This window comes from Rhodopirellula sp. SH410, assembly GCF_055811895.1.
In genome coordinates this window covers 627,174-650,860 of record NZ_CM147949.1, presented here as the reverse complement: position 1 = coordinate 650,860, position 23,687 = coordinate 627,174, and the positions used below count along the sequence as shown (strand labels likewise).

Annotated in this window: 19 protein-coding genes; 10 read left to right on the top strand and 9 right to left on the bottom strand. The window is 59.2% G+C overall.

What is annotated here, in order from left to right:
• The first annotated feature begins 138 nt into the window (after positions 1 to 138).
• From SH410x_RS02705 to SH410x_RS02695, 3 genes are read left to right on the top strand one after another with little or no spacing between them, the layout of a single operon-like run.
• Positions 139 to 549, top strand: a complete 411-nt coding sequence (locus SH410x_RS02705; RefSeq protein ID WP_473674367.1) for a GntR family transcriptional regulator — start codon at positions 139 to 141, stop codon at positions 547 to 549.
• On the top strand, positions 546 to 1,490 hold the full coding sequence (locus SH410x_RS02700) for an ABC transporter ATP-binding protein (RefSeq protein WP_473674365.1): 945 nt from the start codon (positions 546 to 548) through the stop codon (positions 1,488 to 1,490). Before SH410x_RS02705 ends, SH410x_RS02700 begins: the two co-directional genes overlap by 4 nt.
• Positions 1,487 to 3,139 (top strand): hypothetical protein, encoded by a 1,653-nt coding sequence (locus SH410x_RS02695; protein ID WP_473674363.1) that lies wholly within the window; start codon positions 1,487 to 1,489, stop codon positions 3,137 to 3,139. Before SH410x_RS02700 ends, SH410x_RS02695 begins: the two co-directional genes overlap by 4 nt.
• 670 nt (positions 3,140 to 3,809) lie before the next feature.
• Here the strand turns inward: SH410x_RS02695 and SH410x_RS02690 are convergent.
• The 3 genes from SH410x_RS02690 to SH410x_RS02680 all read right to left on the bottom strand — a co-directional run bounded on the left by SH410x_RS02690 (position 3,810) and on the right by SH410x_RS02680 (position 7,507).
• Positions 3,810 to 5,090, bottom strand: a complete 1,281-nt coding sequence (locus SH410x_RS02690) for a DUF11 domain-containing protein (protein WP_473674361.1) — start codon at positions 5,088 to 5,090, stop codon at positions 3,810 to 3,812.
• Positions 5,087 to 5,794 carry a hypothetical protein gene (locus SH410x_RS02685; protein ID WP_473674359.1) on the bottom strand — a complete coding sequence of 236 codons (708 nt, stop codon included), beginning with the start codon at positions 5,792 to 5,794 and terminating at the stop codon, positions 5,087 to 5,089. The genes SH410x_RS02690 and SH410x_RS02685 overlap by 4 nt, the downstream gene beginning before the upstream one ends.
• Positions 5,795 to 6,085: 291 nt before the next feature.
• On the bottom strand, positions 6,086 to 7,507 hold the full coding sequence (locus tag SH410x_RS02680) for a hypothetical protein (RefSeq protein WP_473674357.1): 1,422 nt from the start codon (positions 7,505 to 7,507) through the stop codon (positions 6,086 to 6,088).
• Between the two features lie 247 nt (positions 7,508 to 7,754).
• Here SH410x_RS02680 and SH410x_RS02675 point away from each other — a divergent pair, with 247 nt between their 5' ends.
• Positions 7,755 to 8,891, top strand: coding sequence for a hypothetical protein (locus SH410x_RS02675; protein ID WP_473674355.1), 1,137 nt, complete (start codon positions 7,755 to 7,757; stop codon positions 8,889 to 8,891).
• A gap of 25 nt (positions 8,892 to 8,916) precedes the next feature.
• The gene (locus SH410x_RS02670; protein ID WP_473674354.1) at positions 8,917 to 9,996 is read left to right on the top strand and encodes a UbiA family prenyltransferase; all 1,080 of its coding nucleotides are present in this window, start codon (positions 8,917 to 8,919) and stop codon (positions 9,994 to 9,996) included.
• Positions 9,997 to 10,020: 24 nt separating this feature from the next.
• On the opposite strand, the gene SH410x_RS02665 is transcribed toward SH410x_RS02670, so the two are convergent.
• The 4 genes from SH410x_RS02665 to SH410x_RS02650 all read right to left on the bottom strand — a co-directional run bounded on the left by SH410x_RS02665 (position 10,021) and on the right by SH410x_RS02650 (position 15,740).
• Entirely contained in the window at positions 10,021 to 10,665 is a 645-nt protein-coding gene (locus tag SH410x_RS02665) for a hypothetical protein (RefSeq protein WP_473674352.1), read from the bottom strand.
• On the bottom strand, positions 10,662 to 11,711 hold the full coding sequence (locus SH410x_RS02660) for a methyltransferase (RefSeq protein WP_473674350.1): 1,050 nt from the start codon (positions 11,709 to 11,711) through the stop codon (positions 10,662 to 10,664). Before SH410x_RS02660 ends, SH410x_RS02665 begins: the two co-directional genes overlap by 4 nt.
• A 556-nt stretch (positions 11,712 to 12,267) precedes the next feature.
• Positions 12,268 to 14,895 (bottom strand): DNA mismatch repair protein MutS, encoded by a 2,628-nt coding sequence (gene mutS, locus SH410x_RS02655; RefSeq protein ID WP_473674348.1) that lies wholly within the window; start codon positions 14,893 to 14,895, stop codon positions 12,268 to 12,270.
• A gap of 47 nt (positions 14,896 to 14,942) precedes the next feature.
• Positions 14,943 to 15,740, bottom strand: a complete 798-nt coding sequence (locus SH410x_RS02650) for an NIPSNAP family protein (RefSeq protein ID WP_473674346.1) — start codon at positions 15,738 to 15,740, stop codon at positions 14,943 to 14,945.
• Positions 15,741 to 16,537: 797 nt separating this feature from the next.
• Here SH410x_RS02650 and SH410x_RS02645 point away from each other — a divergent pair.
• The 4 genes from SH410x_RS02645 (at position 16,538) to SH410x_RS02630 (ending at position 20,186) form a co-directional block, all read left to right on the top strand.
• The gene (locus tag SH410x_RS02645) at positions 16,538 to 18,058 is read left to right on the top strand and encodes a rhamnulokinase (RefSeq protein WP_473674344.1); all 1,521 of its coding nucleotides are present in this window, start codon (positions 16,538 to 16,540) and stop codon (positions 18,056 to 18,058) included.
• Positions 18,059 to 18,217: 159 nt separating this feature from the next.
• On the top strand, positions 18,218 to 18,832 hold the full coding sequence (locus tag SH410x_RS02640) for a 5-formyltetrahydrofolate cyclo-ligase (protein ID WP_473674342.1): 615 nt from the start codon (positions 18,218 to 18,220) through the stop codon (positions 18,830 to 18,832).
• A complete protein-coding gene (gene fhcD, locus SH410x_RS02635; RefSeq protein ID WP_473674340.1) occupies positions 18,829 to 19,767 on the top strand; it encodes a formylmethanofuran--tetrahydromethanopterin N-formyltransferase in 939 nt (312 codons plus the stop codon). The genes SH410x_RS02640 and fhcD overlap by 4 nt, the downstream gene beginning before the upstream one ends.
• Positions 19,761 to 20,186, top strand: coding sequence for an RrF2 family transcriptional regulator (locus SH410x_RS02630; RefSeq protein WP_473674338.1), 426 nt, complete (start codon positions 19,761 to 19,763; stop codon positions 20,184 to 20,186). The genes fhcD and SH410x_RS02630 overlap by 7 nt, the downstream gene beginning before the upstream one ends.
• A gap of 256 nt (positions 20,187 to 20,442) precedes the next feature.
• Here the strand turns inward: SH410x_RS02630 and SH410x_RS02625 are convergent, their stop codons facing one another.
• Both SH410x_RS02625 and SH410x_RS02620 read right to left on the bottom strand, forming a co-directional pair.
• On the bottom strand, positions 20,443 to 21,960 hold the full coding sequence (locus tag SH410x_RS02625) for a hypothetical protein (protein WP_473674336.1): 1,518 nt from the start codon (positions 21,958 to 21,960) through the stop codon (positions 20,443 to 20,445).
• Positions 21,961 to 22,229: 269 nt separating this feature from the next.
• Positions 22,230 to 22,694, bottom strand: coding sequence for an NUDIX hydrolase (locus SH410x_RS02620; protein ID WP_473674334.1), 465 nt, complete (start codon positions 22,692 to 22,694; stop codon positions 22,230 to 22,232).
• Positions 22,695 to 22,952: 258 nt separating this feature from the next.
• On the opposite strand from SH410x_RS02620, the gene SH410x_RS02615 reads away from it, so the two are divergent.
• Positions 22,953 to 23,621, top strand: coding sequence for a hypothetical protein (locus tag SH410x_RS02615; protein ID WP_473674332.1), 669 nt, complete (start codon positions 22,953 to 22,955; stop codon positions 23,619 to 23,621).
• Positions 23,622 to 23,687 lie beyond the last annotated feature (66 nt).

Below are 23,687 nucleotides of genomic sequence, written 5' to 3'. Positions count from 1 at the left end.
GGCCTCAGAATACACGCTGCGGCAGCGCATGGGGCTAGGCACCGACGGTGCCAGGGAACACCGCGTAAGACCACGTCTGAAAAGCACTTGACTCCGCCAGCCCACTCTTGTATCGTTGAATTAACACAAGGAAACAAGATGCTCCTGCACATTACCACTGATGGGCCGCCGATCTATCAACAGATCGTCGAACAGATTCGTTTTCGAATCGTTTCCGGCCAGCTCGCCGTCGGCGATGAATTGCCGACAATCCGCGGGCTGGCCGAGAGTAGCCGGGTGAACCCGAACACGGTCGCGCGAGCCTACCGCGAACTCGAGAACGAGGGGCTGGTCGAGAAACGCCGAACCGTCGGAACCTTCGTTGCGGCCCGCGAGGCGAAGCTGAACGCGGCCGAGCGTCGACGGTTGATTGCCCCGCACATTGATCGCGTGCTGATTCAAGCCAAGCAGCTTGGGATTCCGCTCGATGATTTGCTGGCGCAGATGACCCAGCGTGACGCGAAGCTCCAAGATGTCCCCGTTCCTACTCCTGCCAAGGAATCCAAATGAGTGTCTCCAATCCTGCGATCGAAATTGATCATTTGAGTTGTGCATTCCGCCGCAGTGAGGCGCTGCATGACATCACGCTGTCGATCCCCGCCGGATGCGTGTTCGGCATGGTCGGTCTCAATGGGGCCGGCAAGACGACCTTGATCCGGCATTTGATCGGCGGTCTGCGACCGCAATCGGGGCATGTTCGCGTGCTCGGCGAAGATCCGGCGCGGACACCTGAAAGCGTCATGCAGCATGTCGGATACGTCGCCGAAGAGGATGTCCTGCCGCGTTGGATGCGAGTGGGCGAGCTGATTGAATTCATGCGTGCCTTGTACCACAACTGGGACGTCGATCTGTGCAATGAACTCGTGCAGCAATTCTCGCTGGATCCAACTGCTAGACTTGCCGATCTGTCCAAGGGTGGGCGTGCTCGGGCCGGGTTGCTTGTGGCACTGGCTCATCGTCCCGCACTGCTGATTCTTGACGAGCCAAGCTATGGGCTGGACCCGATCGCCCGTCAGGACATTCTGGAGGCGGTTGTGCGGACGGCATCGGACGAAGGCCGCACGGTGCTGTTTTCTAGTCACCTACTCGACGAAGTTTCGCGGGTCTGTGATACCGTTGGCGTGATCGGGCAAGGTCGGTTATTGGAAGTCATTGCGATGGAGCAATTGCCCGAGCGGTACCTTGAAATCGTTTGCGAACTTTCGGCAAAGGACCTTTCCAAACACGAGTTGCCGGGGTTCTTTGGTTGGCAGAACCGTGGTCGTGAATGGTCGGTCGCGGTGGATCGGTCGGTCTATACCGACGAGGACGCGGTGCGGTCAGCCCTCGGCGGTCAGTCTATCCGTGAGATCCGGCCGCTCAGTCTCGAACGCTGGTTTGCCGCTCGGGTGATGAATGACGATCCGGCACCCGTTCCATCGCGAGCGATCGTAGAAGAGGTGACAGCATGAACGAAACCATCGCGCTGACGAAGTACGTCTGGACCCGGTATCGGATCTTTTTGTGGATCCTGTTTTTGATTTTTGTTGTCGCATGCACACTCACAGTTGTATCGACTCTCTCGCAGGCTCCCCATTGGTTGACACAAACGTCGATGGGGTTCATTTTCCTGTCGGTGCTGGTTGCCCTCGTATGCCCGATTGGTTTGTTTGGGTTCTCACGTCAGTCCAACCTACTCGACCCGACCAGCGGCTACGACAGATGGCTACTGCGGTTGCCGATTGCGAACTGGAAGCTCGCGATCATTCCGGCTGGTTGGATCACAGTCTGGATCACAGTGGTGTGGGGGACCACGGTGCTGGTCTGCCGCTTTTTCGGGGCGCCCGCCCTCCCGATTGTCTCACAGTCCCTGGGCATGTCGGCATGCGGGATTACCGCATGCGCACTCGTGTGGATGCCCTTTCGTGCTGCGTGGCAGCGGATCGTGCTGGCGATCTCCGCGATGCCGCTGCTGTACTTTGTCGGCTTGGGGGCAGTGGCCGTCTCCTTTGATCACCCCACGCAGATGCGCTGGGCGATTGCGGGCATCGGGGTGTGCTACATCGCTGCAGTCTTGTTTGCGGTCTACAGCGTGAAGCAGTCGCGGGTGGGGCGTTTTCAGCAAACCAAGCGGGCTCACCACAGGGTGGCTCGCGAGTCGACCGAGCCCGTGGCCCGGCGATCGTTCTCTCACTGGCCGGAGGCACTGAACTGGTACGATGCCAAGCGGTCGCGAGCGAGCATGCTACGGCGACTGCTGGGGATGCTTCCGGTCGTCGCATTGCTTTTCTGGGTCATCCCGGTATCGGCAGGGAGTGCGATCTTTGCATTGGTTTTCGTTGCAGCGTTAGGCGGGGTCCTAACAGTGCAGGTCGAACCGGCCGTCTGGGGAGCTCGCAGTTCGTTGCCGAGCTACCTCATCGCCAGTCCAATCCCGTCGCGGCCGATGGCCTTCATCCGGCTACGCAAGTTCGCAACCGAATATGTGCTGACGATGCTGTGCGTGACGCTGCTCTGGCTGACTTGCTTCGCCTGGCAAAGCAATCGTGAGACAGCCTGGCGGTGGTGGGCGACCGTTGCCGAAGCGAGTGCATCCTCGACGGTGCCACTGCGGATGGTCGCCGCGATCTACCTTGCCATTTTAATGGTCATGTTGGGCGGATCGCTACGCAGTGTGTGTGTGCTTTTGCGGGGACGACAAACCATTATCTTGTGGCTATTTGCGGCCTGTTGCACGGCTTTGATGAGTCCCTTGATAGGCATGTTGGGATGGTTCTTGCAGCAACGAGACTGGGAACAGGTCACTCGCGTGGCCAACGATTGGTTGGTGTGGTCCTACCGACTCTTTTATATTGCTCTTGTGGCCAAGATCGTTTTCGATGCGGGCGTGGTGTGGCTGGCCAGCCGGCACATGTTCTCTTGGCGTGAGATTGCCATTGCAATCACCGGTTGGTGCGTCGTCGTGATCGCCGCGGCGTGTTCTTGGTACGCTCTCTGGCCGTACGCCGGTGTTCAGTTCGTCACAGTCTTGATGGCGACTTCGCTGGCGATCCCACTGTCGGTTTGTTTTGCCGGGCCGCTCGCGGTCCAGGCGAATCGCCACCTTCGTGTGGCGAGGTAGAGAATACTTAAATTGGTTTGAGTGTGTGGACTGAAGGGCCAGCGGTGCCCCAATTGCAAGCCGTCATTCTGCAGCGACTGGAACTTTGAAACGGAGGAAGAACTCCCAGCGACGAGATTGGAGGATGCCGAGCAACGTATTTGGATCTGCGTTTGCAAATTCCAGAGTCGATCGGGGCGCAGTGGCTGGCGCACCGCGACGAGTGAGCGTATTGTCATTGGTTAAGTGACACGGTTACATAGATCCGATACCTTCCATTCGAAAAATCTCGGATCATCCGACGGAAGCGTGCGCCGGAGGTTTTGGAAGCGTGCCTCAAGTATCCAACGATTTCTTGATGGGGATTGGACTGACAGCGTTCGACTGGACCTGCCGGGAAATTCGACTGGGCCTGCCGGGAAAAACGGAGCAAAGCTCTGCAGAGGTGCGGGCTTGGCAAGGGATATCCCGGTCGATGGTACGCCAATGGTGTTGCCAGTCTCTGCCGAATATTCGTTCGGCAGGAACGCGTCTTTGAAAACAGATTGGATACTGGAGCGATGCCTTGAAAAAACCTTCCACTGTACACCAACGCACCCTGCCGTCGGATGAGCTCAAATCACAAACGTTGCCAGCGACTACAGTAGTGCTGTTGGGATCTTTTACAAGATCCACTCCGAAAAACGGGAGCTCAACGTACGCGACATTTGAATTCAATCGTGACGCTGTCGCCGACGGCGAGCTCTTCTTTCAGACGCCAGATCAATTGTGACGACTCGACCTGGTTGGGTTTGGTTTCGAACTCCGCTTCGACGCTCGCCGATTGGCTGTCGGCGACGTACTCGAGTCGTGTGACGAGATTGTCTGTCACGACAACCCCTGAGACGGCTGAGTCGCCTACGTTCTGCATCCGCAAGGTGAATGTGACCGTGTCTCCAATCGGAGCATCTGTCTTGTCGGCGAGTTTGATCAGGTTGAGTCTGCCGGGACCTGGGAAGTCGTAGACGACCAAGGCATCGACCTTTTGATCGCGGGTCAGCACGGGCGGTGCGAGATCTCCAATCGCGACCTCGACACTCTCGTCCAAGGTCCAGATGGTGGCAGCGACGGCGTAACGCTCTAACAACGCCAGCAGCGACTCGTCGAGTTCTGAGATGCCAACGTTCTGGATCCCTGCGAGCACCGTACGTACATCGACGGACTGGAGTGGTTGTTGAACATTTTCAATCCGCACGCCGCGATTGCGATCACGCATCGAGTCGATGCGGCGTGTGAATTCTTCCTGGCCCACCTCAACCGTGTCACGCATGACCAGACCGGGCAAATCGTAGTTGACGTCTTGCGGGCCGACCGGACGGGTGGCACCCGCCACGGCAATCGCACCGTCGCCTTGGATCGCGCCAGTGATTCGCCGCACGTTGCCAAAGCGAGGTGAGTAGACACAGACTCGATTGGATGCTGCGAATTCGATGTCGCCAGCTTCGGTCGTGTAATGCGACACCGTATCTTCGGGCTGCAAGCCGCGGATGAAATCATCACGAGTCAGCACGGCATGGGGCCGTTGGTCACCGCCATCGCACAGGAACTCTTGCGGATCGTACTGCCACGGTTGTTGGACCATGGGCATCACATATCCGTAGGGTGTCGCATTGCATCCGTTTGCGCAGGGGCCATACGTGCAACCGCAATCGTTGCTGACACAGTTATCATCGCCCACGTGGACTGATTTCCGAAAGCCAACCTGGGCAATTTCGCGACTGGCCTGTTGAGCGGGCTGGACGGGCGAAACAGCTGAATGAGCGCCCGGTGCGGCTTTTGCGACGGGTGCCTGACTGAGCGGCGCTGCCAAGGGGTTCGCGTTCGGAACTCCCGTGCAACCAGTGGCAATCGTGGCGAGGCATACCAGTACGCTGACATGCGAAGACGCGTGAGTCGTTCGTGAACGTTTCAATACTTCGGCGATATCGATCATGGCTGTGGCTTGAAAATGGGTGCCCAGGAAGGGTGACCGAAAAAGAATTGAGCTTGTAGGATTTCAGCCCGAGGGGGCGCGAGGGAACCGATCCGCAGGATGGCGACCGTACGCCCACGCAAGTCCGCAATTTCCAAGGGGTCTTGGTTCTCCGGCACGTCCATCGCCGTCGGCCCGTTCGGGCCTTCGGGCAGCGGGGTGGCCGTTTGTGGGTCCTCGAGATAAATCACGCGAGTGACCAATCGCCCTTCGAGTGCCGCCAGAATGTCATCTTCGTCAAGGTTGATTGGGATCGGATACGTTGTCGCCAGGCCGGGGGGCGGATACGTCCGGTCGACCATTTCAATGGTTGGATACAGTTCGGCGCCGGCTTGAAAAGGGATGCCCGTAACCCGAAAACGATAGACTTGGCCGATCATCAGCCCCGCCATCAAGTCGGATTCGCCCTCGCCGAAGGACCCATACTGGGCCAACGAGAAACGCACGCCTTTGGGGCCGTGAAATGCCACCGGTTGATAATAGGTCGGTGGCGGTTGTTGACGCCCCATATTTTGGCGAGCCGATGCGATCACACCGGCCGGCATGTCGCCGGTCAGCAGGCGATGACGGCTTGAAGGGCCGAGCAGGTCCATCGGATCCGCAGCGGGCGCGATGGACGCTACCACGGAGATGATCAACAACAGGAGGACGGATCGAATGGTCATTTCTTGATCGTTTCGTATCGGGTACCGATTCAAATCATCCGTAAGATTGGACGTAGGATGGGACCATTGTCCCGTCCCAGACTGAGCCTGTTCGCTCGGGGCAAGGGCCCCCAGCGACTTCAACACAAGCGAAGCGGACCACAGGAGTCCGCTTCGCTCATTTAGCGACAGCGACACATTCAATCGCATCGAATCAACAGAGTCGCTACCACCGTGAGGCGGTGGACTCCACGTTCTGGCGAACGTCGCTACTCGGTTGATTCATTCACTGTCGGTTACCGTCCATCGTGATTAATAGACTCGCTGGCTGCTTTGGTCATACAGCGGTCGAGCATTGGGAACACCGGGATGGATGTTCTGCTCGGTCACTTTGATGCGGCTGACCGGGTTGGGATAGCTCATGCCGGGTTGCTGACGAACATCGATTTTCACGTTGCTGACAGGTTGTGGCATGTGCATCGCAGTGTGGTTGCGAATCGTGTGACTCTTCAAGCCCGCGGGAGCCCCCAATGGGATGTGGGGCGGTCCGGGCAATCCAATCGGCGTGCCGGTGTACGGCATGCCGTACTGTGGAGCGTTGACACCAGCGACCATGCCGGGCAGGCTCGGTGGTCCACCGACTTTGCCAGCCCCAGGTCCGCCGCCACAACCATCGGTCATCGCGGGAGCAAACGGCGAGGGTAGACCGGTGATCGGTGGTCCCATCATGCTGTTGTTCGCGACGCCGACCATATTGCCACCGGCCATTTCGATGTCTTTGTCACCGAGCCGGATGATGGCCAGGATGCTACCACGACGGTCGGCTTCGACGATCGGATCGATGCCTGGATCGAGCCGCGTGCTAACGAGCGTATCGATGCCCGCAATGGCCGGTCCTTGGAATTCCGGATCCGGAAGGTAGATGACTTTGGTGACGAAGTTACCCGTCAAGACCTGGTCGAAGTCCTCTTCGCTGAACTGCAGCGGTACCGAGTTGTGAGCCAGGTAGGCACCGGTGCGTGGATTGGCATAGGCCAATTCAACGGTCGGATACAGTTCCACGCCGGGTCGGCTGGGGATATTGGTCAATTTCAGGCGATAGAGACCGCCTTGAGGGAAGTTCTGCCGGGCGGGCACGACGAGCGGTTCGCTATCGAACAAGCCCGATCCGGTCACATCGTACCGGACGTGCATCCCATCAGGGCTGCCAAAGGTGACCTGAGCGGTACTGATCATGCCGGGCATGCCCGACGTCATCGTCACGCCGCCACCGGGCGGAATGAACTGACCGCCATTGCCACCGGCCAGGCAGCTCGAACCGGCGAGGCCGCCAGCAGCTTCACCATGACCGCCGCAGCCACATTGAGCTCCGCCGGTAGGCGACGGGCCGTCCTGGATCATTCTACGGAAGCCGGCGGTCTGAACGTCGACTTGATCGTATCCAACCTGCGAAATTTCCGGGTTGGTATTCTCGGCAGATGCTTCTGCGATCTGCTTTCCGATGGCCGCTTTGCTGCTAGCAAGTGCTTCCGCCATCGGGGTCGCAGATTCCGCTGCCCCCATCATAGGGTTATAGGCTTGAGGCCCAAGTACGCCGGGGCCGGGGCCGCCCACGCCAGGTCCGGGCTGCATCATACGCTGCTCCGGTGGCATGTTGTGGCGAACCGGCACACACCCGGTGGCGATGAACGCCGTGGTCGCCGTGAGCGCCAAATGAGTGACGATTCGTTTCATGTTTTCCCCCGTCATGGGTCGCTGGGTTCGAATTCCCCGGCAATTCGAGAGTGAATTACGCTACGGAAACCGAACAGGTGGTGATTCGCCTGATGACGAATCGGGATCGAATGGGATGGACTTGGACGACCGCCGATCTTTACGATCGCGTCGCCACACGCTCTGAATCCGCTCTCGGACCCATCGCTATGGGGTTGCATCGGCAATCTGGGCTCCGAATCTTTGCTAAAATCGTCACAACCTGCATATGAAGATTGATTCCTACCACCGCATGGCCTGTCATCCGCCCCGTTTAGTACGCCTGGCCCGTGATTCGGGCGTCTTTCGCTGGACCTACCCAACCGCATTCTTAGTCTTGGTCTGGATTGCCATGTTGGTCGGCGCGGTGCCTCAATATGCCGTCGGCGAATCGGCTGCGACGATTCAGGGCGCATCGGAACCTCAAAATCCAGAACCCCCGCAAGCCACCGACCCTGCCCGGCGGTTATTAGCACGGGTGATCGAGCAGATTGCCCTCGGTCCCGCCTTTGACGCCAAAATTCGCCAGCGAGTTCGGGTGGGCGATCGGGAAGTCATTGGCGTGGGCACCTATGAACAGGCGGGCGGCGGCAGTGGCTGGTTCAATCTCCAGGTCGCCATGCACGATGGAGACGGCAAACATACCCTGCAACAAATCAGCGACGGGCGACTGGCGTGGACCCGTGAACAGATTGGCGAGGAGGTCACGTTGCAACGCGTCGACGTGGGCCGCCTGGACCAATGGGTCCAGGGTGCGGTGGCCCCCATCTATCATGAGGGTGGCATGTCGGGCGAACCCGTCGCCAACCATTTACCGCCGAGTGTGCGTGTGGGCGCGTGGACCGAGATGCTCGAACGGATCGCTGCCGACCATGACCTCACCCTCGCCTCGGGCCGACTCGAGCAACGCGAGGTATGGATTATCCGCGGGAATCTGCGAACGGATGTTCGCGAGCATCGGCTCACTGAATTCGGTACCGAAACCTGGCCCGAACTGTGTCCCACCGAGGTGGTCGTGGCGATCGCCAAATCAGCTTCTACCGAGACCGGTTTTGGACGCGGGCTGCCGCTGCGGATCGAATTCTGGAGCGATCCCGTTGTCGCGATGTCCACCGTGCCGGATTCCACCGACGAATCCGATTCGGAATCGACCGAACCCAGCACCGCGGCCCCATCGACAGATCCCGCTCACCTCATCAGCGTGATTGAACTGTATTCGATTCGTCCGATCTCATCGCCGCCGATCGGTCGATTTCGATTCGAAAACCAAGACATGGAAGTGAATTTCACGAACGACACCAGCCGTTATTTGTCACGGTATGGAATTCATATCACCGAACGTCAAAGTCGCATGTTGCGGCGTTAAGAAGCACGATGAGAAGCGATCAAATATGAGCAGCGCGAACTGGAAGTCCTGGGCCGAATTGGTGCGATTGCCCAATATGTTCACGATCATCGCCGACGTCTCCGCCGCCTTCCTTCTGGTTCTCGGGGGCAGTGGTTGGTACGCGGGCGCACTGGGACGAGCGGCTCCCGATGGCGACCAGCGAGAGCCTTGGATCGTGCTGGGGCTGACGTTAATCTCAGCGGTGTCGCTCTACTGGGGTGGCATGATTCTCAACGATGTCTTCGATCTGCGCCGCGACGTGCGAGCCCGCCGCGGACGACCGCTCGCCCGCCGCGCGATCTCGGTCCGCAGCGCTCGCGCCGCGGGGTGGGGGCTGCTATTCCTCGGCGTCTTGCCCCCGATTGCCGTTGGTTTTTGTTGCGACAACCGTCTCGGTTGGGTGCCTGCCGTAGTTGCCGTGATACTAAGCATCTGCATCGTTTTTTATGACGGGCCATTCAAACGAACGCCCCTAGCGCCGCTGCTGATGGGCGCGTGTCGGACGTTGAGTTTCCTGCTCGGTGCGACTTCGGCCAGTGCAGCGTTGTCGAAACTCGTTGACGAGGAAACCCTGGCCGCGCTCCAACGCGTCACATTGGGTGATCCGCTCGCGTGGGGATTCACTCCGGTTGCCTTAGCGTTCGCGATCGGCATGGGAACGTACATTGCCGGCCTGACCACGTTCGGTCGCCGTGAGGCGGTGGGGGATCGCACGGTCCATCTACCGGTCGGTTTGGTCATGATGGGAATTGGCGCGATGATGCTCGCCTTCGCACCGCGAATGGCTGCCTGGTCGGCCGACGGCCTGGGAAGGGCGTGGACGACTGCTTGGCGGGTCGATCCCGTGGCGATCTTTCCAGCGGCGATTTTGCTGATGCTGGCCACCGCTCTGTACCGCGGTTACGTCGCCGCGAGAAACCCTTCGCCGCAACGGATTGGGGCCACGATTGGTTCGGGCTTGATGGCGATCATCCCGATTGCGGCAACCATCACGATGCTCGCGGTCGGAGCAAAGATTGCCGTGCTGATCTTCGCCCTGCTGATCCCCTCTCGCCTGCTGGCGGCCCGGTTCCGGATGACCTGAGCTGAATCCACCTCCGCCACTTTTCTACCCGCGGTAAAAGTCGATCCACTGCAGTGTCACTTCAGGCGGATTGCCCGCAAAAAATGCCGTGGGAAGCAGGATTTCAAAGTATCCCTCCTTGATGGGGACTTCTCTCGTCTGCTGCCCCTTGGAATCCAGAAGTTTCACGGGCATCCAATATCGACTCTCTTTGTCGAGCAGGACGTTTTCCTGATCGTTTTTCCAACGCCGAACACGTGGTGTCGCGGCATGGCTGGAAACGGAGGCGTGCAGCGTGACGGTACCGTTGGTGACCTGGAATCTCTCGAGGCCACTGACGTGCAACCGCATGACGACGCGTTCCGGCCACGAGGCGCCACGTCGCTCAATCGTAGCTCTGCCGATGCCCCGCGAGCTGCGAATCGACACGATAACGCGTTCGTCTTCCGTGGTCACTTTTGCCGTGTCGTCGGCATCGCGTAACGTGATGTTGAAAGCGGAGGCTTCGCGGTCGCCTGCCGTCACGATCCCGGATGCCGCCGAGATCAAGAGCGATAGAAATACAATCGTTGGCGCTAGGAACGAGTAGGAAACGGCTGTCTGAATGAGCGGCCGAACGCTCCGCGAACGACCATACCGAGCGAGGAGCGTTCGGATACCGATTCCTCGCTCGTGCCTTGCAAGCATCATTTCAGCTTCGTCGCCGTGAGGAAGCCGCGGTCACCAACGGTGTCTTGGTAGGGATGCATTTCGAAGCCATGAGGACGCAGGAAATCACGGTACTCCTCCACACTATAACACTTGCCTTGCGTGATATTCATCAACAGCGATGAATACTCGGCAGCGGGCAGCGGGCCGGTTTTCTCAGCGTTGATGATGGCTCCGTGGATGATGATCAAGCCGCCCGGAGGCAGCACTGCGACCGCCCGATCGACGATCGATTGTGCTTCCACCATGTCCCAATCATGGAGCAGGTTCGATAACAGAATCACGTCGGCGTCATCTGGCCACGGATCGCAAAACATATCCGCCGACGCGACGCTGACCTTGTCGCTCAAGCCGTTTCGTTCAATTTCGCGGCGTGCAATCGCGTCCACGGGTGCCTGTTCGAGCACGGTGGCTCGCAAGTGTGGATGACGGGCGACCATCGTTGTGCTGTAGATCCCCGACCCACCGCCAACGTCGAGCATGTGAGTCCGATCATTCATATAGGGCGTGACCGCTTCGGCGAGATGCTGACCAAACGCGATACCACGGCAGTTCATGAGATCGGTAAAGCTATTGGCGAACGTTTCGTCCTTCATCGATTCATGCCAATCGGCACCGTCCGATTTGGCCTGCCAATTAGCGGGTTTGCCAGTTTTCAAGATCGTGACAAAGTCTTTGAGCACCGCCGAGTCGGCAATCGGACGGTAGTAGGGTCCGAGAAACCAAGGGCTGTCCTTGGTCAAGTATTCGCGACCCACATCGGTTAACTTTGTGCCGCCGTTGGAATCGGTGACGACAAAGCCGCTGGCCCGACATAGCGTCATCAGCACATCGGCAGGCCGTGATTGCCAACCAAAGTGTTCACAGAGTTCAGCGAAGGAAATCCCGGCTCGCTCTTGTAGAAAGCTAAAGAGATCGAACTCCAGAATTGCTGCGGCGATTAGGTCAGCGGCGTACTGTCGATCACGAAAACGCAGGATAGTGGCGGGGTCGGTGGTGGGGCGCTGGGCCAGACTGGTGTTCGACAATATTCAGACTCTCGATTGCTGGAGTACTCGTGGGTTTATCGCTGCCGTTTCGACAGGATATCCGGATCCCTGCCTTTCTTAAAGGCTCATCCGATGCGAGCGTGCGTCCGAGGTGTTTTCAGCATGCCTCCCCACCCGAATCTCCACCAGTATCGCTGGGCAAAATGTGCCGAGCAATCCAATCTGGCACCGCAAACGATTCGTTTTCAGCGAAGCGACCGCGAATGAATCGACCGCGTAGCGACGCTCACCAGAGCGTGCGTCCCACGCTCTGGCGACGGCAAGCACATTCGCATAAGTTCCGGGATAGGCCCCCGAGAAGAGCCGATTAGGCGCTAGCCTGGACCGCTAAATCTTTGGGGTTGATGCTATTATCCTGCCTTGCATTTTGATTCCGAGCGAAGCAACAACGTCCCAGTCTCCCCTCTGCCCCGCTTCGGAGGAGAGGGGAGACTGGACAATTGAGTCTGGTCGTCAGGAGGCGGAGATGCAGAAGAAAACTTATGCACAGGTGCTTAAGTAAGGGAGACTTCGTCACGGGTCATCCACGCGAGTCTTACTTCGTGATCTCTTGCTTGGCTTTTTGCAGGAACTGCAATGCGTCCATGGGCGTCATGCTGTCCAAGTCAAGGTTGGAGAGCTGTTGGATCATCGGATGGTCGGCGTAGCCGAACAGGGTGAGCTGGAAAGTGTCTCCAGATTTCACGCTGCTCGGTGGAGCGATCGCGGGTCGATCGTGGCTGTCGCGGTGATTGGTCTCGAGTTGAAACAAGATGTCTTTGGCGCGGCTGTTGACCTCCGGCGGAATGCCCGCGAGACGAGCGACTTGGATGCCGTAGCTCTTGTCGGCGCTGCCGCTGACGATCCGGTGCAGAAAAACGACTTCGTCCTGCCACTCTTTGACCGCGACGTTGAGGTTGCGAACGCGGGGCAGCGTTTCTTCGAGTGAGGCGAGTTCGTGGTAGTGGGTTGCAAAGAGTGTGCGGCAGCCAATCTGTTCATGCAGATGCTCGGTGATCGCCCACGCCAGCGAGAGACCATCGTAGGTGCTCGTGCCACGTCCGATCTCGTCAAGTATCACGAGGCTTTGGGACGTGGCTGTATTGAGGATGCGAGCGGTCTCGACCATTTCGACCATGAACGTACTCTGCCCGCGACTGAGTTCGTCGCTGGCACCGACCCGAGCAAAAATACGATCGGCGACACCGATTTCCGCCGCGTCGGCAGGTACGAAACTGCCGGTCTGGGCGAGCAACGTGATCAGTGCCACCTGCCGAATGTAGGTGCTCTTGCCAGCCATGTTGGGGCCGGTGATTAACAACACCATGCCGTCGGCGGGACTCTGGACACAATCGTTGGGGACGAATTCGCCATGCTGCATTGAAACATCGAGTACGGGATGACGCCCGCCCTCGATCCGCAGCGTGTTGTCGTCGGTAATCTTAGGGCGAACCCAGTGTTGCACGGCGGCCACTTCCGCCATGGAGGCGAGTACATCAACGCGTGCGATTGCGTCGGCGACCTCTTGCAAAATCGCCAAGCTCGCGTGAGCCATCTGCCGCAGTTGTTGGAAAATCTCCTGCTCACGCAGACTGGCTTTGTCATCGGCGGCGAGCACCTTCTCCTCGTACTCTTTCAGTTCGGGAGTGATGTACCGCTCACAGTTCTTCAGCGTTTGTTTGCGAATGAACTCGGTTGGCACCTTGCTCTTGTGCGCGTTGGAGACTTCGAGAAAGTATCCGAATACGCGGTTGTAACCAACCTTGAGATTGGCGATGCCGGTCTCGTCCATCTGGCGTTGTTGGTACGAGGCAATCCACTGCTTGCCTCCCTTGGCGAGTTCTCGCAGGGCATCGAGATCTTCATCGTACCCGGCGCGTACGAAATTGCCGTCGGCCGCTGATAGAGGGCATTCGTCGGCCAGCGCGTTCTGCAAATTCGTTCGCAGCTCGGGACAGAGATGCAAGTGTGATTCGAGTTCGCCCAAACAATGGCTGACGCGATCGGTGAGTTTCGCTTTGAGGGCGGGTAAACCCGCCAGCGTGGCGGCGATCTGCTGCAGGTCACGCGGCCCGGTGCGACCGGTCGCGATCCGCGCGAGTAATCGCGTCAGGTCGTAGGTCTCTCGCAAAATTTTGCGTGCATCGCCGCGGAGCGAATGATTGGCAACGAGTTCCGACACGGCATCGGCGCGGTAGGCAATCTCATCGGGTGAAACGAGTGGTGCGGCGAGATAATCCGCCAACAGTCGCGACCCCATCGGCGTGACGGTGCGATCGATCACGCCGAGCAACGCTCCGTCACGACCGCCGGTGCGCATCGTGCGGTTGATCTCAAGGCTGCGCCGCGTGGCAGCGTCGATCTGTAGTACGGGGCTACGGTTGTGACAGGTCAGCGTACGAAAATGGTCGAGCGAACCTCGCTGCGTTTCTTGCAGGTAGGACAGCACGGCGCCAGCGGCCCGGATCGCGGGGCCCGAATCGGACTCGAACCCCAGCCCTTCGAGACTCGATACGGCGAGTTGTTTGGTGAGCGATTTTTCCGCTGCCTCGCGAGCAAAACTCCATCCCGGGCGCCGGGTCCACGCCCAAGGCATCGTGGTGTCAGGGGACAGGTGCGGATCGTCTTCGCAGTAGATCACTTCGGCAGGCGAAATCCGAGCGAGCTCATCGTCGAGCCGATTGCGAGGGAAGACGCCCGATTCAAAACGACCGCTCGAGAGCTCCGCCCAGGCGATCCCCACCGTGTGGGCAGCAGGATCGACGGCCGCGCCTTTCGATTTCCCCGTGGGCTTGGCGACAATCACCGCAGCGAGATAGTTCGGCTCGCGAGGATCGAGCAGTCCGTCATCGGTGAGCGTGCCCGCACTGACGACGCGGGTGACCTCGCGACGGACGAGCCCCTTGGCCTGTTTGGGATCCTCGACCTGCTCGCAGACCGCTGCTCGGTAGCCCGCTCGAATCAGCTTCTGCAGATACTGATCGAGCTGGTGGTGAGGAAACCCAGCCATCGCGGTCGGGTTTTCACTGTCCTTGTCGCGACTGGTCAGAGTCAGCCCAAGGATTCCGGCAGCAGTTTTCGCGTCCTCGAGAAAAAGCTCGTAGAAATCGCCCATGCGAAAGAACAGCAGTGCGTCGCCGCACGCTTCTTTCGCGTCGTGATATTGTCTCATCATTGGTGTCATGACGAGAATCCTAGCGAGCTAGCCGATGGGCGGACAGAACCGGCAGCTCACATTTGCGAGTACGGCTTGGCGGACAATACGAATTTGTCGATATGGCTGACCGTACCGGCGTACTTCGGATTCTTGCTGAGCACCTTCCAATCGGGATCGGCGATAAAGTCAACCCAGGCCTTACGCCGCGCCGCTTCGTTCTCGTAAACGGTCAGGTAGGTCAGACTCGGCGACTGCGGCCCCAACAGACATTGACCAATAAAAACGGGAGTGATGTTGACGTTCAGGAAAATCGGCACCTCGCCGTTGTTGAACATTTCGACTTTTAAATCGCCGATCCGCTCGTTGGCACTCTCGTAGACTCGCAGCTCGTACACCCGCTCGTCGTTCTCCAGGCTGCCGTCGGCGACCTTGAGTGTCGGCCAGCACTCCATCGACGAGAGCAGTTCGCTGCGGATACGCGCGTAAGGAGGATCGGTATGCGGACGCTGCAGGTAGGTTTTCGCGGCGGCTTGGTAGTCGGCATCGGCGGCCAATGCGTCACGCACGCTGGCGATTTGCTCGAGTCGATCGAACGGGATGACAACGTAGATTGCTGGCGTGCCTGATTTGTCGTCGGCGGACGGTGAAAAGACACCGACCGGGCCGATCTCTTGGCGTTCGAGGGCGGGCAGCAGTGCGGACTCTAAATACGCATCGACGAGCGCTTCGTCGCCGTTCTCTCCCAGCACATAGGTGCGAACTTCGTAGAACTGCGAACCAGCCTGCGGGTCTTCCGCATGCGCGGGGGACGTCAAAGTCGCAGCCCCGAAGAACAGCAGCAAACAGGCAATCGGAACAAAGCGGAACGGCATGGTGGGTCACTCGGTTAGGGGGGGCAGCCGGATATCAAACAATCACGACGAGAAGGTTCCCAATAGCATAACCGACCGATGATCGGCTGGGGGGAGGGGCGGTCTGGGGGACTTGTCCCACCGGATCGCGACCACGAGAAACCGAGCGAGCGTCCGCAACCGGGCACATCCTGTACCCGGCCCGTGGAGTCGTCGTAAAAGAGACCGAAATAACCCAAATCGCCTCAAAAACCAAGGTTTCTGAGGGGCGTTTTGGATTCCCCGGCCGATTCAACGAACGTCAGCCCATGGCCGCGAGCTGACCGCGTTCGGCTCCACGCGAAGGCGAACTCGCGGAGGTATGAACTAGCCTACGTACCGAACGATCCGGGTCAACATCTGTTTTCACGAAATTCAGATTCGTCCCCATTTCGAGCCCTCTTCGGCGGGTCGCGTGGGCGAGACAGTCGGTTCTGTAACGAGCGTCCAGACCGGACCTTGCGGCAGCCGTCCCCATCCGGGCCGGTATTGCTAGCAAATTAAGAAGATTTCGCGAGGAATTTCAATCGGGGGGACAGGCCCAGGGCGACCTCCCAGCCCAGCGGGCGAAATATGGTCTGCCGGTGGCGTCAGCCACCCGTCTCGGGTTACAACAGCATGGACTCAGTCCGGTGGACGACACCTTTTTCGTTATTTTTCGAGCGTGTCACCCTCCGGGCGACTGGAATATTCCTAGGCATGTTCCGGTGGCGGGCGCCACCGGCAATTCATCTGCCGCCCCCCGGGCTGAAAAAACAACCATTGAAGGATGCAAGACCGTGAGTGATACCGTGGCCACTGACCTACGCGGGCCGGTTCATCTGGCAGTTGACCTGGGCGCCTCGAGCGGGCGTGTGATCGCGGGCGGCGTCCAAGATGGAAAGATTCAGCTGGCCGAAATCTGGCGTTTTGAGAATCAGCCCGTCCGGATGCAGCAGGACCTGCTCTGGAATCACCTCGGTCTGTGGCAGAACATCACCCACGGATTGCGGTTGGCGGCGGACCAGTTCGAAAAGATTCCCGGAGCGAAAATTGCGTCCGTCGGCGTCGATACCTGGGGCGTCGATTTCGGACTGCTCGATGAGCACAATCAACTCGTCAGCCCCGTCCGATGCTACCGTGACCCGCGGAACCAGGGCCGCATGCGAGACGCGATGCAGCGGGTCTCCCGCGAGGAGATTTTTGCTGAGACGGGCCTCCAATTCATGGAAATCAACACCCTCTATCAATTGCTGGCCGCTGAGCGGGCGGGAGACGTCGGCTACCGAAACGCGAACTCGCTATTGATGATGGCCGACCTGTTCCACTGGATGCTCTCGGGTGAGCGGACGATCGAGGCCACCAATGCCTCGACAACCCAACTCCTATCACCGGTCGACGGAACCTGGTCGCAGAAACTGCTCGACGCGTTTAACCTGCCCGCGGCCTGGTTCCCCACGCCGACTCCGGCGGGAACGCAAATTGGCGTGGTGCAAAACAGCGTGGCCGAGTTGACTGGCCTGCACGACGTGCCCGTGGTCGTCCCGGCCACGCATGATACCGCCTCAGCGGTCTTGTCGGTGCCCGCGGCCGGGTTCGCCCCCGCGCGGCCGGATTGGTGCTACATCAGTTCGGGTACCTGGTCGTTGATGGGCGTCGAATTGCCTGAACCGAAGATCACGCCGCTCTGCGCGGAGCTGAACTTCACCAACGAAGGCGGCGTTCACGGCAGCACCCGATTGCTCAAGAACATTGGCGGGCTGTGGATTTTCCAGCAGATTCGCGCGGCACTGCAGCGTCGGGGGACCGCACCTTCATGGGCCGAAATGGTCGAGCAAGCCGCGGCCGCTCCGGCCTTCTCTCTGCTGATCAATCCCGATGACGCCGCGTTGCTGGCGCCGACGGATATGATCGACGAGATCAACGCGTTGGCAGACCGGACGGGGCAGCGCGTGCCCACCGACAACTGCGTTCTGTTCCGCGCCGCACTCGAAGGACTGGCGCTTCAGTATCGGCTGACACTCAGTTCACTCGAGCGTTTGACGGAGTCGTCAATTAGCACCATTCATATTGTCGGCGGCGGCTCGCTCAACGAACTGCTCTGCCAGATGACCGCTGACGCATGCAACCGCACCGTCGTTGCGGGCCCGGTCGAAGCCACAGCGATCGGCAACGTTGTCATGCAAATGATCGGCACCGGTCACTTGCATTCGATCGAGGAAGCACGTGGGCTGATCCGCACGAGTTTCCCGACCAAGACATACTCGCCGCAAAACACGCAAGCCTGGGACGCCCCCGCCGCACGATTTGCTAAGCTGTAACCCCTCTCGAATTCGTTTCTTGATGGAAGGGGTCGCAGGCGTCCCGTCGGCATCCCTCAAAACCAGCGGGCGGGACGCCCGCGCACCTGTCGTTTTTGCGAAAAACTTACGCAACGGTGCTTAATTTCTCTCTTTCCGACTGCCAACGATCCCACCTTCATGACTACGCTCGATCAAGATGAACTCGGACGCCGCAAGCAAGAAATCCGCACGGCGGCTCACGCGGCCCGGAAAGCTCAACCCGACAAAGACAGCGTCAGCCAACGCATCACCGATACCGTCATGGGGCTGCCGGAGTATCAACAAGCAAATTGCGTGATGTGGTACGTCGATGTACGCGCCGAGGCTCGCACGCGCCAGGCTCTGCCCGCGGCCGTCGCCAGCGACAAAGAGATCATCATTCCGTTCTGCGTCGATGGTGAGCTGGAACTGTTTCATCTCGAATCGATGGACGAACTCGCCGAAGGCATGTACGGCATCCTCGAGCCACGAGAGGAACTGCGTGAGGTCGAGGCCAAACGAGTGCCCGTCGAACGGCTCGATTTAATCCTGGTGCCGGGCGTTGCGTTCGATAAACAGGGTGGTCGCACGGGGCACGGGAAAGGTTACTACGACAAACTACTCGAGAACGCACGCCCCGACACGCCGCTGGTTTCACTCGCCTTTGAATGCCAGATCTTCGACGAAATCCCCATGCAATCACACGACATTTACATGGACAAAGTCGTCACAGAAGTCGACGTGTACCCTGGCAAAGGGCGGCCGCAATCATGAATTCAACGCCCGAACGCCTGCCGCTGAACGAACTCGTTGAAGACACCTACGCCGAGGGTTTCCGCAGCATCTATGGAGAAGTCCTGATCACGGCGCGCGATCGCCGCTGGCTCGACCGCGCCACCGCGGCAGCGACGGGTCACGCCAGCAGCACGATTCTGTGTGATTGCGAAGCGGGAGTGGCTGAGATTGTCGATCCGAGTCAAACGCCCGATGGACGGATTGGCGCGGTCGTGCAATTTCACGTGCCGCGGTTTCGCAAGGATCGCCGCGAACATCTCGAACGCGTGATGCTGGCACGGATTAGCCAAAATGTGCTCACCTGCCCGACCGCTCGCTGTTTCAATCGCATCGACAGCGAAGACTATTTCAAACTCGGTCGCAAGATCGCATTCTTTGGCGATCGGCATCAGTTTCGTGACGAGCGATACGGTGAAAAAGGATGGGTGATCCCGATTCTCGGCGGCGAGTTCTTCCTGTCGCGACGATTCGGATACGCCGACGGCGTGATGGGCGGAAACCTGTGGTTCTACGCCGGTGACGAAGACACCGCGATCGATGCCGCCGAACGAGCGGCGGTCGCGAGCGAATCGGTTCCGGGTTGCATTACGACGTTCCCGGGCGGTGTCGCCGCGAGTGGTTCGAAGGCGGGCAGCAGCTACGATTTCACCATCGCGTCGACGTATGCAGAGTATTGCCCCACCCTCAAAGAGAAGCTCGGCGAGAAATCCAAGGTCCCCGAGGGCGTCCACTGCATCATGGAGATCATTCTCAACGGTTCGGATTTGGAATGCCTAAAAACGGCAACCCGTGCAGCAATCCTCGCCGCAGCAGAAGTCCCGGGACTGAAACGCATCAGCGCGGGTAACTATGGCGGCCGGCTCGGCAAATCGTTCATCCACCTGCACGAACTGATCGCTGGCGAGTCATGGTAGTCAACGCAGCGGTGCATTACGCCTGTTTGGCGATGATGGATTTAGCGATTCACGGTGTTGATGGGGCACCGGTGCGTTCGGGTGAGATCATTCGACGCAATGAGATCCCAGGCCCGTACCTTGCACAGATTTTGCGAACGTTGAAATCGGCGGGATGGGTCAAGGCAATGCGTGGCAGCCAGGGCGGCTACCTCCTAACGGTCCAACCCGATGCGATCACGCTGCTGGACATTGCCGAAACGATCGGATGCCACGATTCGATCTCGCCCGCCCAAGACGATGAACCGTCAGCCCAAGCGGCCCTGAAGAAACACTGGCGTGCCGCCGATGAACAGTCCCGCATCCAGCTCAGCCACGTCCGTCTCGGCGACGTGATCCGCAGCGTGCAGGAAAGCGACCAACCCATGTTCTATATCTGAGTTAGGAACGAGCGGAAAATAAGTGGCCGAACGCTCCGCGGTCGAAATAGTCGACCGCGGAGCGTTCGACCACAACTTCAGACAGTAATTTCCCGCTCGTTCCTTAGCCGAGAGATCACCCGAATTCGTGGACCCTGGAAGGATCGCAGAGAGTAGCCGGTGGCTTGAACAAAGCGAACACCACCAGGCTCAAGCCTGGACCGCGAAAGCAACAAGCGCACGCGAAGCAATTCCGTGAGGGCCATCCCTGCCGTGCTCACGGAGCCCCCAGCGAGGCGATGAAGTCGGCGAGTTTTTGAGGGTCAGCCCCCGGCACGGATGAGAGGCCACGCAAGATCTCGATCGATTGGGTGCGATGTCCGAGCGTCGTTTTCGGCGAGATCACTTGGTACACCGCTTGGGCTGCCTGGCCTTCTGGCGTGGTGACGTTCATGCCAAAGGGGGCCAAGGCATCGGCGACACTCAAGGGCAGGTCGTCGAGCGTGTAGGAATACGCTCGCTTGTTACGGTATAACGTGATCTCTTGAGCGCTGGAGTCTTGAACCAAAAATGTCATCGAGTCGGTGAGTTTAAACTCGTTCCCCGCGACGAGCTCGGCCATCGCCTTTTGGACCGCTGAGCGATAGTGGGTCGCTAGATCAGCGAATTCGTAGAGTGTTTGGGCGGTCTGCTTCTGTTCGGCTGAAACCGCTTGCTTTCCAGCGGTTTCGGCGAGCGATTTCATCTTTCCCCAGTCCGCGCCCGTGATCGCATCGCGCGCCGCGGTGATCGCCGCATCTCCGGCAGCGACTTGCTCGGGCCCCGGCTGAGTCGATACCGGGGGCGTGGGAGGGGTGGGAGGTACGGGTGCCTCTTCGATACTCGCCATTTCCGCATTCATTGCGGGCGTGTCCTGCATCGGCATCGGGGGGTTCATCGCCGGTGGATTGTCGCGGTCGGTTTGCGTGGTGTTGTCAGGCACACGTGCTGGCTGGGTGGGGCGGAGGCGCGTCGGAGGCGGTGGATTCAAAATACCATCACCGCTGGGGTTCGAAGGTGCTGCTTGAGAAGCCGCAATTCGGGATCCACCGGGCTGAGCAGCCGTCGATCCGGGATTGACCTGAAACCCACTGCCGCCCTTGACGACCTGGACGCTACTGCCATTGAAATACAGATAGGCGAGTCCTGCCACCATGAGCCCCAGGGTCGTCATCACCATCGCCCCAAAGATCACCCCGCCCGAACCACGCTGCCGGCGTGCCCGCCGTTGATCGGTGACCCGCAAGCCTTGGGGGGCGGCCGCAGGTTGTGGGGCCGGCGTCTGTGGATGCCCCGTGACCTGTGGATGCCCCGTCACTTGTGGATGCCCTGTGAGCTGCGGCGATTGCGCTGGCTCCGATGGAGTGGGCAGGGTGGCTCCGGGAGCGGAGTGAGCGCCCGGCAAGAGTGCCGCAAGTGGGTCCACGGCAGCTGTGGGCGTGGTGGGAGCAGGGGCTGGCTCGTTGAGAATACCGTATTTGGCGTCCAGAGCGGCTTTTTGCTCAGGATCGACCAGCACTTTTTGGGCGGCCTGGACGGCCCGCACCGCTTGCATCCAAACGTCCGGCTCGGTCGCCGATTTGGCTTGCTTGATCGTCTTGATCCGCCGCTCGATGGCTGCGTTGACAACCTCTTGATCCACTTCACCCAACGCCAACCCAAATACTTGATACGCATTGGGCTGGGAGACGTCGGATGGTAATCCTAGCAGTTGTTGAATCGAAGGACCGGGCATCGCGTGGGCACTCGAAAGCATTGACTCATGGACAATGAACAACCGATCCGAAGAATGGCCGTCCCGAATTTATTTCTTGCGGTGACGAATCTTTGCTCGCATTCGTCGTTTTTTTCTTCCTACCTTGCGTCGGCCTTTGCCTGTTCTCTTAGTACCCACCTAGTTCATTCTCCTCGTCGATTCTGCTGGAAATTTCGAAAGCTGTAAAATCTGGATGGCGTAGAAACAACGATTTCCGCGCCATCCGGGGTCTCCTAGCGTAGCAGAAACGGTTTCTGAGGCAAGGTGGGTTATTCGCTCGGTGCATTCCACGGCAGGTCAATCTGCCCAGCTCGCCATTGGGCGATAAATTCGGGCAAACTCGGCAGAACATTTCTTGCCGCAGCGATGTCACGCGGCGTCATCCAGTGGATTTCAGCGACTTCCTCGGGGTTGGCGACGGGTTCGACATCGCCACGGATGTCCGAAATCCACCACGCTAAACGGGTCCCCCAGGGCGTGACACTGCGGTGACAGAGTCGCACCGGTTCAACATCGACCGCAATTTCTTCCTGCATTTCGCGGACAAGTGCTTCCTCTTCGCTCTCGCCCAGCTCAATGCCGCCACCGGGCAAACAGAGTTTCCCGGGGGCGTTAACGGTCAGTGAGCGGCGGATGATGAGCAAACGATCATCGCGAAAGATGACACCAATCACACCGCGTTTGCGGTTCTCGTGTTTGGCGACTGGGGTACGAACGCTATTTGGAATGGACATGAACACGCTTCTACCAATCCGGACGATGCAAGGCAACCCGCAATGGCGTGGGCTGAGGGGGTTTTTGAGGTGCGCCGACGTCGTGGGGGACAACCCGAGTGATCGCAGCAGTAGCAAGATGAGGGAAATCGACAAAATTCTTCAAGAAAATGCAGTCGCCGCGTCGATGCAATAACTGGTGTCAAAGTCTGCCTAATCCTCCCGACCGTGGCAACCGGCATCTCCCCCCATTCCCCCACGTTCGCAAAGTATAGATCCATGCAACCTGACAATACTCCCGATGCATGCGGAATTTCGTCTCGCCCGAGTCTCGCAATCAACTGGACCTGGCGAGTACTGTGGATCACGTTGGGTCTGGCACCGATCATGGCGTCAGGATGTTCGGTATTTTCGGGTTCGCCGTTACGATTTTCGAGCCTGCCTGGCATGATGCCTGGCGCGTTGCCGAATTCGTCCCAAGAGCAGAAAAACTACGTTCCCGTGGGCGCGGACACCATCCTGCCATCGACGACGTTCACGCAGGAGGCCTACGAGAGCGTGCGGAATGCCAAGGCGAACAATTCCATCGTGCTGCAAATTCTCGGCGATGACGTTCCCATTCGCGTGCTGCCCTTGCCGCCGGCCGGGGCCGCGGGGCCCGGTTGCGATGCCAGCACGGGTGGCTCTGCGCCGCCGAGCGTCTACGTCAGCACGTTGCTGCAACAAACCGGCGTGTTACGGAAGCTCGGCAAAGCCCAAGCGGCCTTGTATCGCCCTTCGCCAACCAGTTTGGACGGTGTCCGCATGGACGTCTTGTTCTCACCTCATGATGCCGAGCAAGTGCGTCCAGAATCGGACTACGCACTGCGGCCTGGGGACCGTTTGGTGATCGGAAAAGACAACAAGACAGGGCTCAACAGTTTGCTCGATCTGGTACTCGATCGCTAGTCAGCGGACCCACGGTAGTGTGCTGGGTCTTGACGAACCCTACCGGTCTGAGTCGTAATGGCGTTG

Bases quoted from the DNA above. Each gene is read 5' to 3' on its own strand.
- fhcD (WP_473674340.1), top strand. From the start codon at position 18,829: ATGAATTCAACGCCCGAACGCCTGCCGCTGAACGAACTCGTTGAAGAC.
- SH410x_RS02670 (WP_473674354.1), top strand. From the start codon at position 8,917: ATGAGCAGCGCGAACTGGAAGTCCTGGGCCGAATTGGTGCGATTGCCC.
- SH410x_RS02690 (WP_473674361.1), bottom strand. From the start codon at position 5,090: ATGATCGATATCGCCGAAGTATTGAAACGTTCACGAACGACTCACGCG.
- SH410x_RS02700 (WP_473674365.1), top strand. From the start codon at position 546: ATGAGTGTCTCCAATCCTGCGATCGAAATTGATCATTTGAGTTGTGCA.
- SH410x_RS02665 (WP_473674352.1), bottom strand. From the start codon at position 10,665: ATGATGCTTGCAAGGCACGAGCGAGGAATCGGTATCCGAACGCTCCTC.
- SH410x_RS02620 (WP_473674334.1), bottom strand. From the start codon at position 22,694: ATGTCCATTCCAAATAGCGTTCGTACCCCAGTCGCCAAACACGAGAAC.
- SH410x_RS02625 (WP_473674336.1), bottom strand. From the start codon at position 21,960: ATGCTTTCGAGTGCCCACGCGATGCCCGGTCCTTCGATTCAACAACTG.
- SH410x_RS02650 (WP_473674346.1), bottom strand. From the start codon at position 15,740: ATGCCGTTCCGCTTTGTTCCGATTGCCTGTTTGCTGCTGTTCTTCGGG.
- SH410x_RS02680 (WP_473674357.1), bottom strand. From the start codon at position 7,507: ATGAAACGAATCGTCACTCATTTGGCGCTCACGGCGACCACGGCGTTC.
- SH410x_RS02675 (WP_473674355.1), top strand. From the start codon at position 7,755: ATGAAGATTGATTCCTACCACCGCATGGCCTGTCATCCGCCCCGTTTA.
- SH410x_RS02615 (WP_473674332.1), top strand. From the start codon at position 22,953: ATGCAACCTGACAATACTCCCGATGCATGCGGAATTTCGTCTCGCCCG.
- SH410x_RS02685 (WP_473674359.1), bottom strand. From the start codon at position 5,794: ATGACCATTCGATCCGTCCTCCTGTTGTTGATCATCTCCGTGGTAGCG.
- SH410x_RS02705 (WP_473674367.1), top strand. From the start codon at position 139: ATGCTCCTGCACATTACCACTGATGGGCCGCCGATCTATCAACAGATC.
- mutS (WP_473674348.1), bottom strand. From the start codon at position 14,895: ATGACACCAATGATGAGACAATATCACGACGCGAAAGAAGCGTGCGGC.
- SH410x_RS02630 (WP_473674338.1), top strand. From the start codon at position 19,761: ATGGTAGTCAACGCAGCGGTGCATTACGCCTGTTTGGCGATGATGGAT.
- SH410x_RS02640 (WP_473674342.1), top strand. From the start codon at position 18,218: ATGACTACGCTCGATCAAGATGAACTCGGACGCCGCAAGCAAGAAATC.
- SH410x_RS02695 (WP_473674363.1), top strand. From the start codon at position 1,487: ATGAACGAAACCATCGCGCTGACGAAGTACGTCTGGACCCGGTATCGG.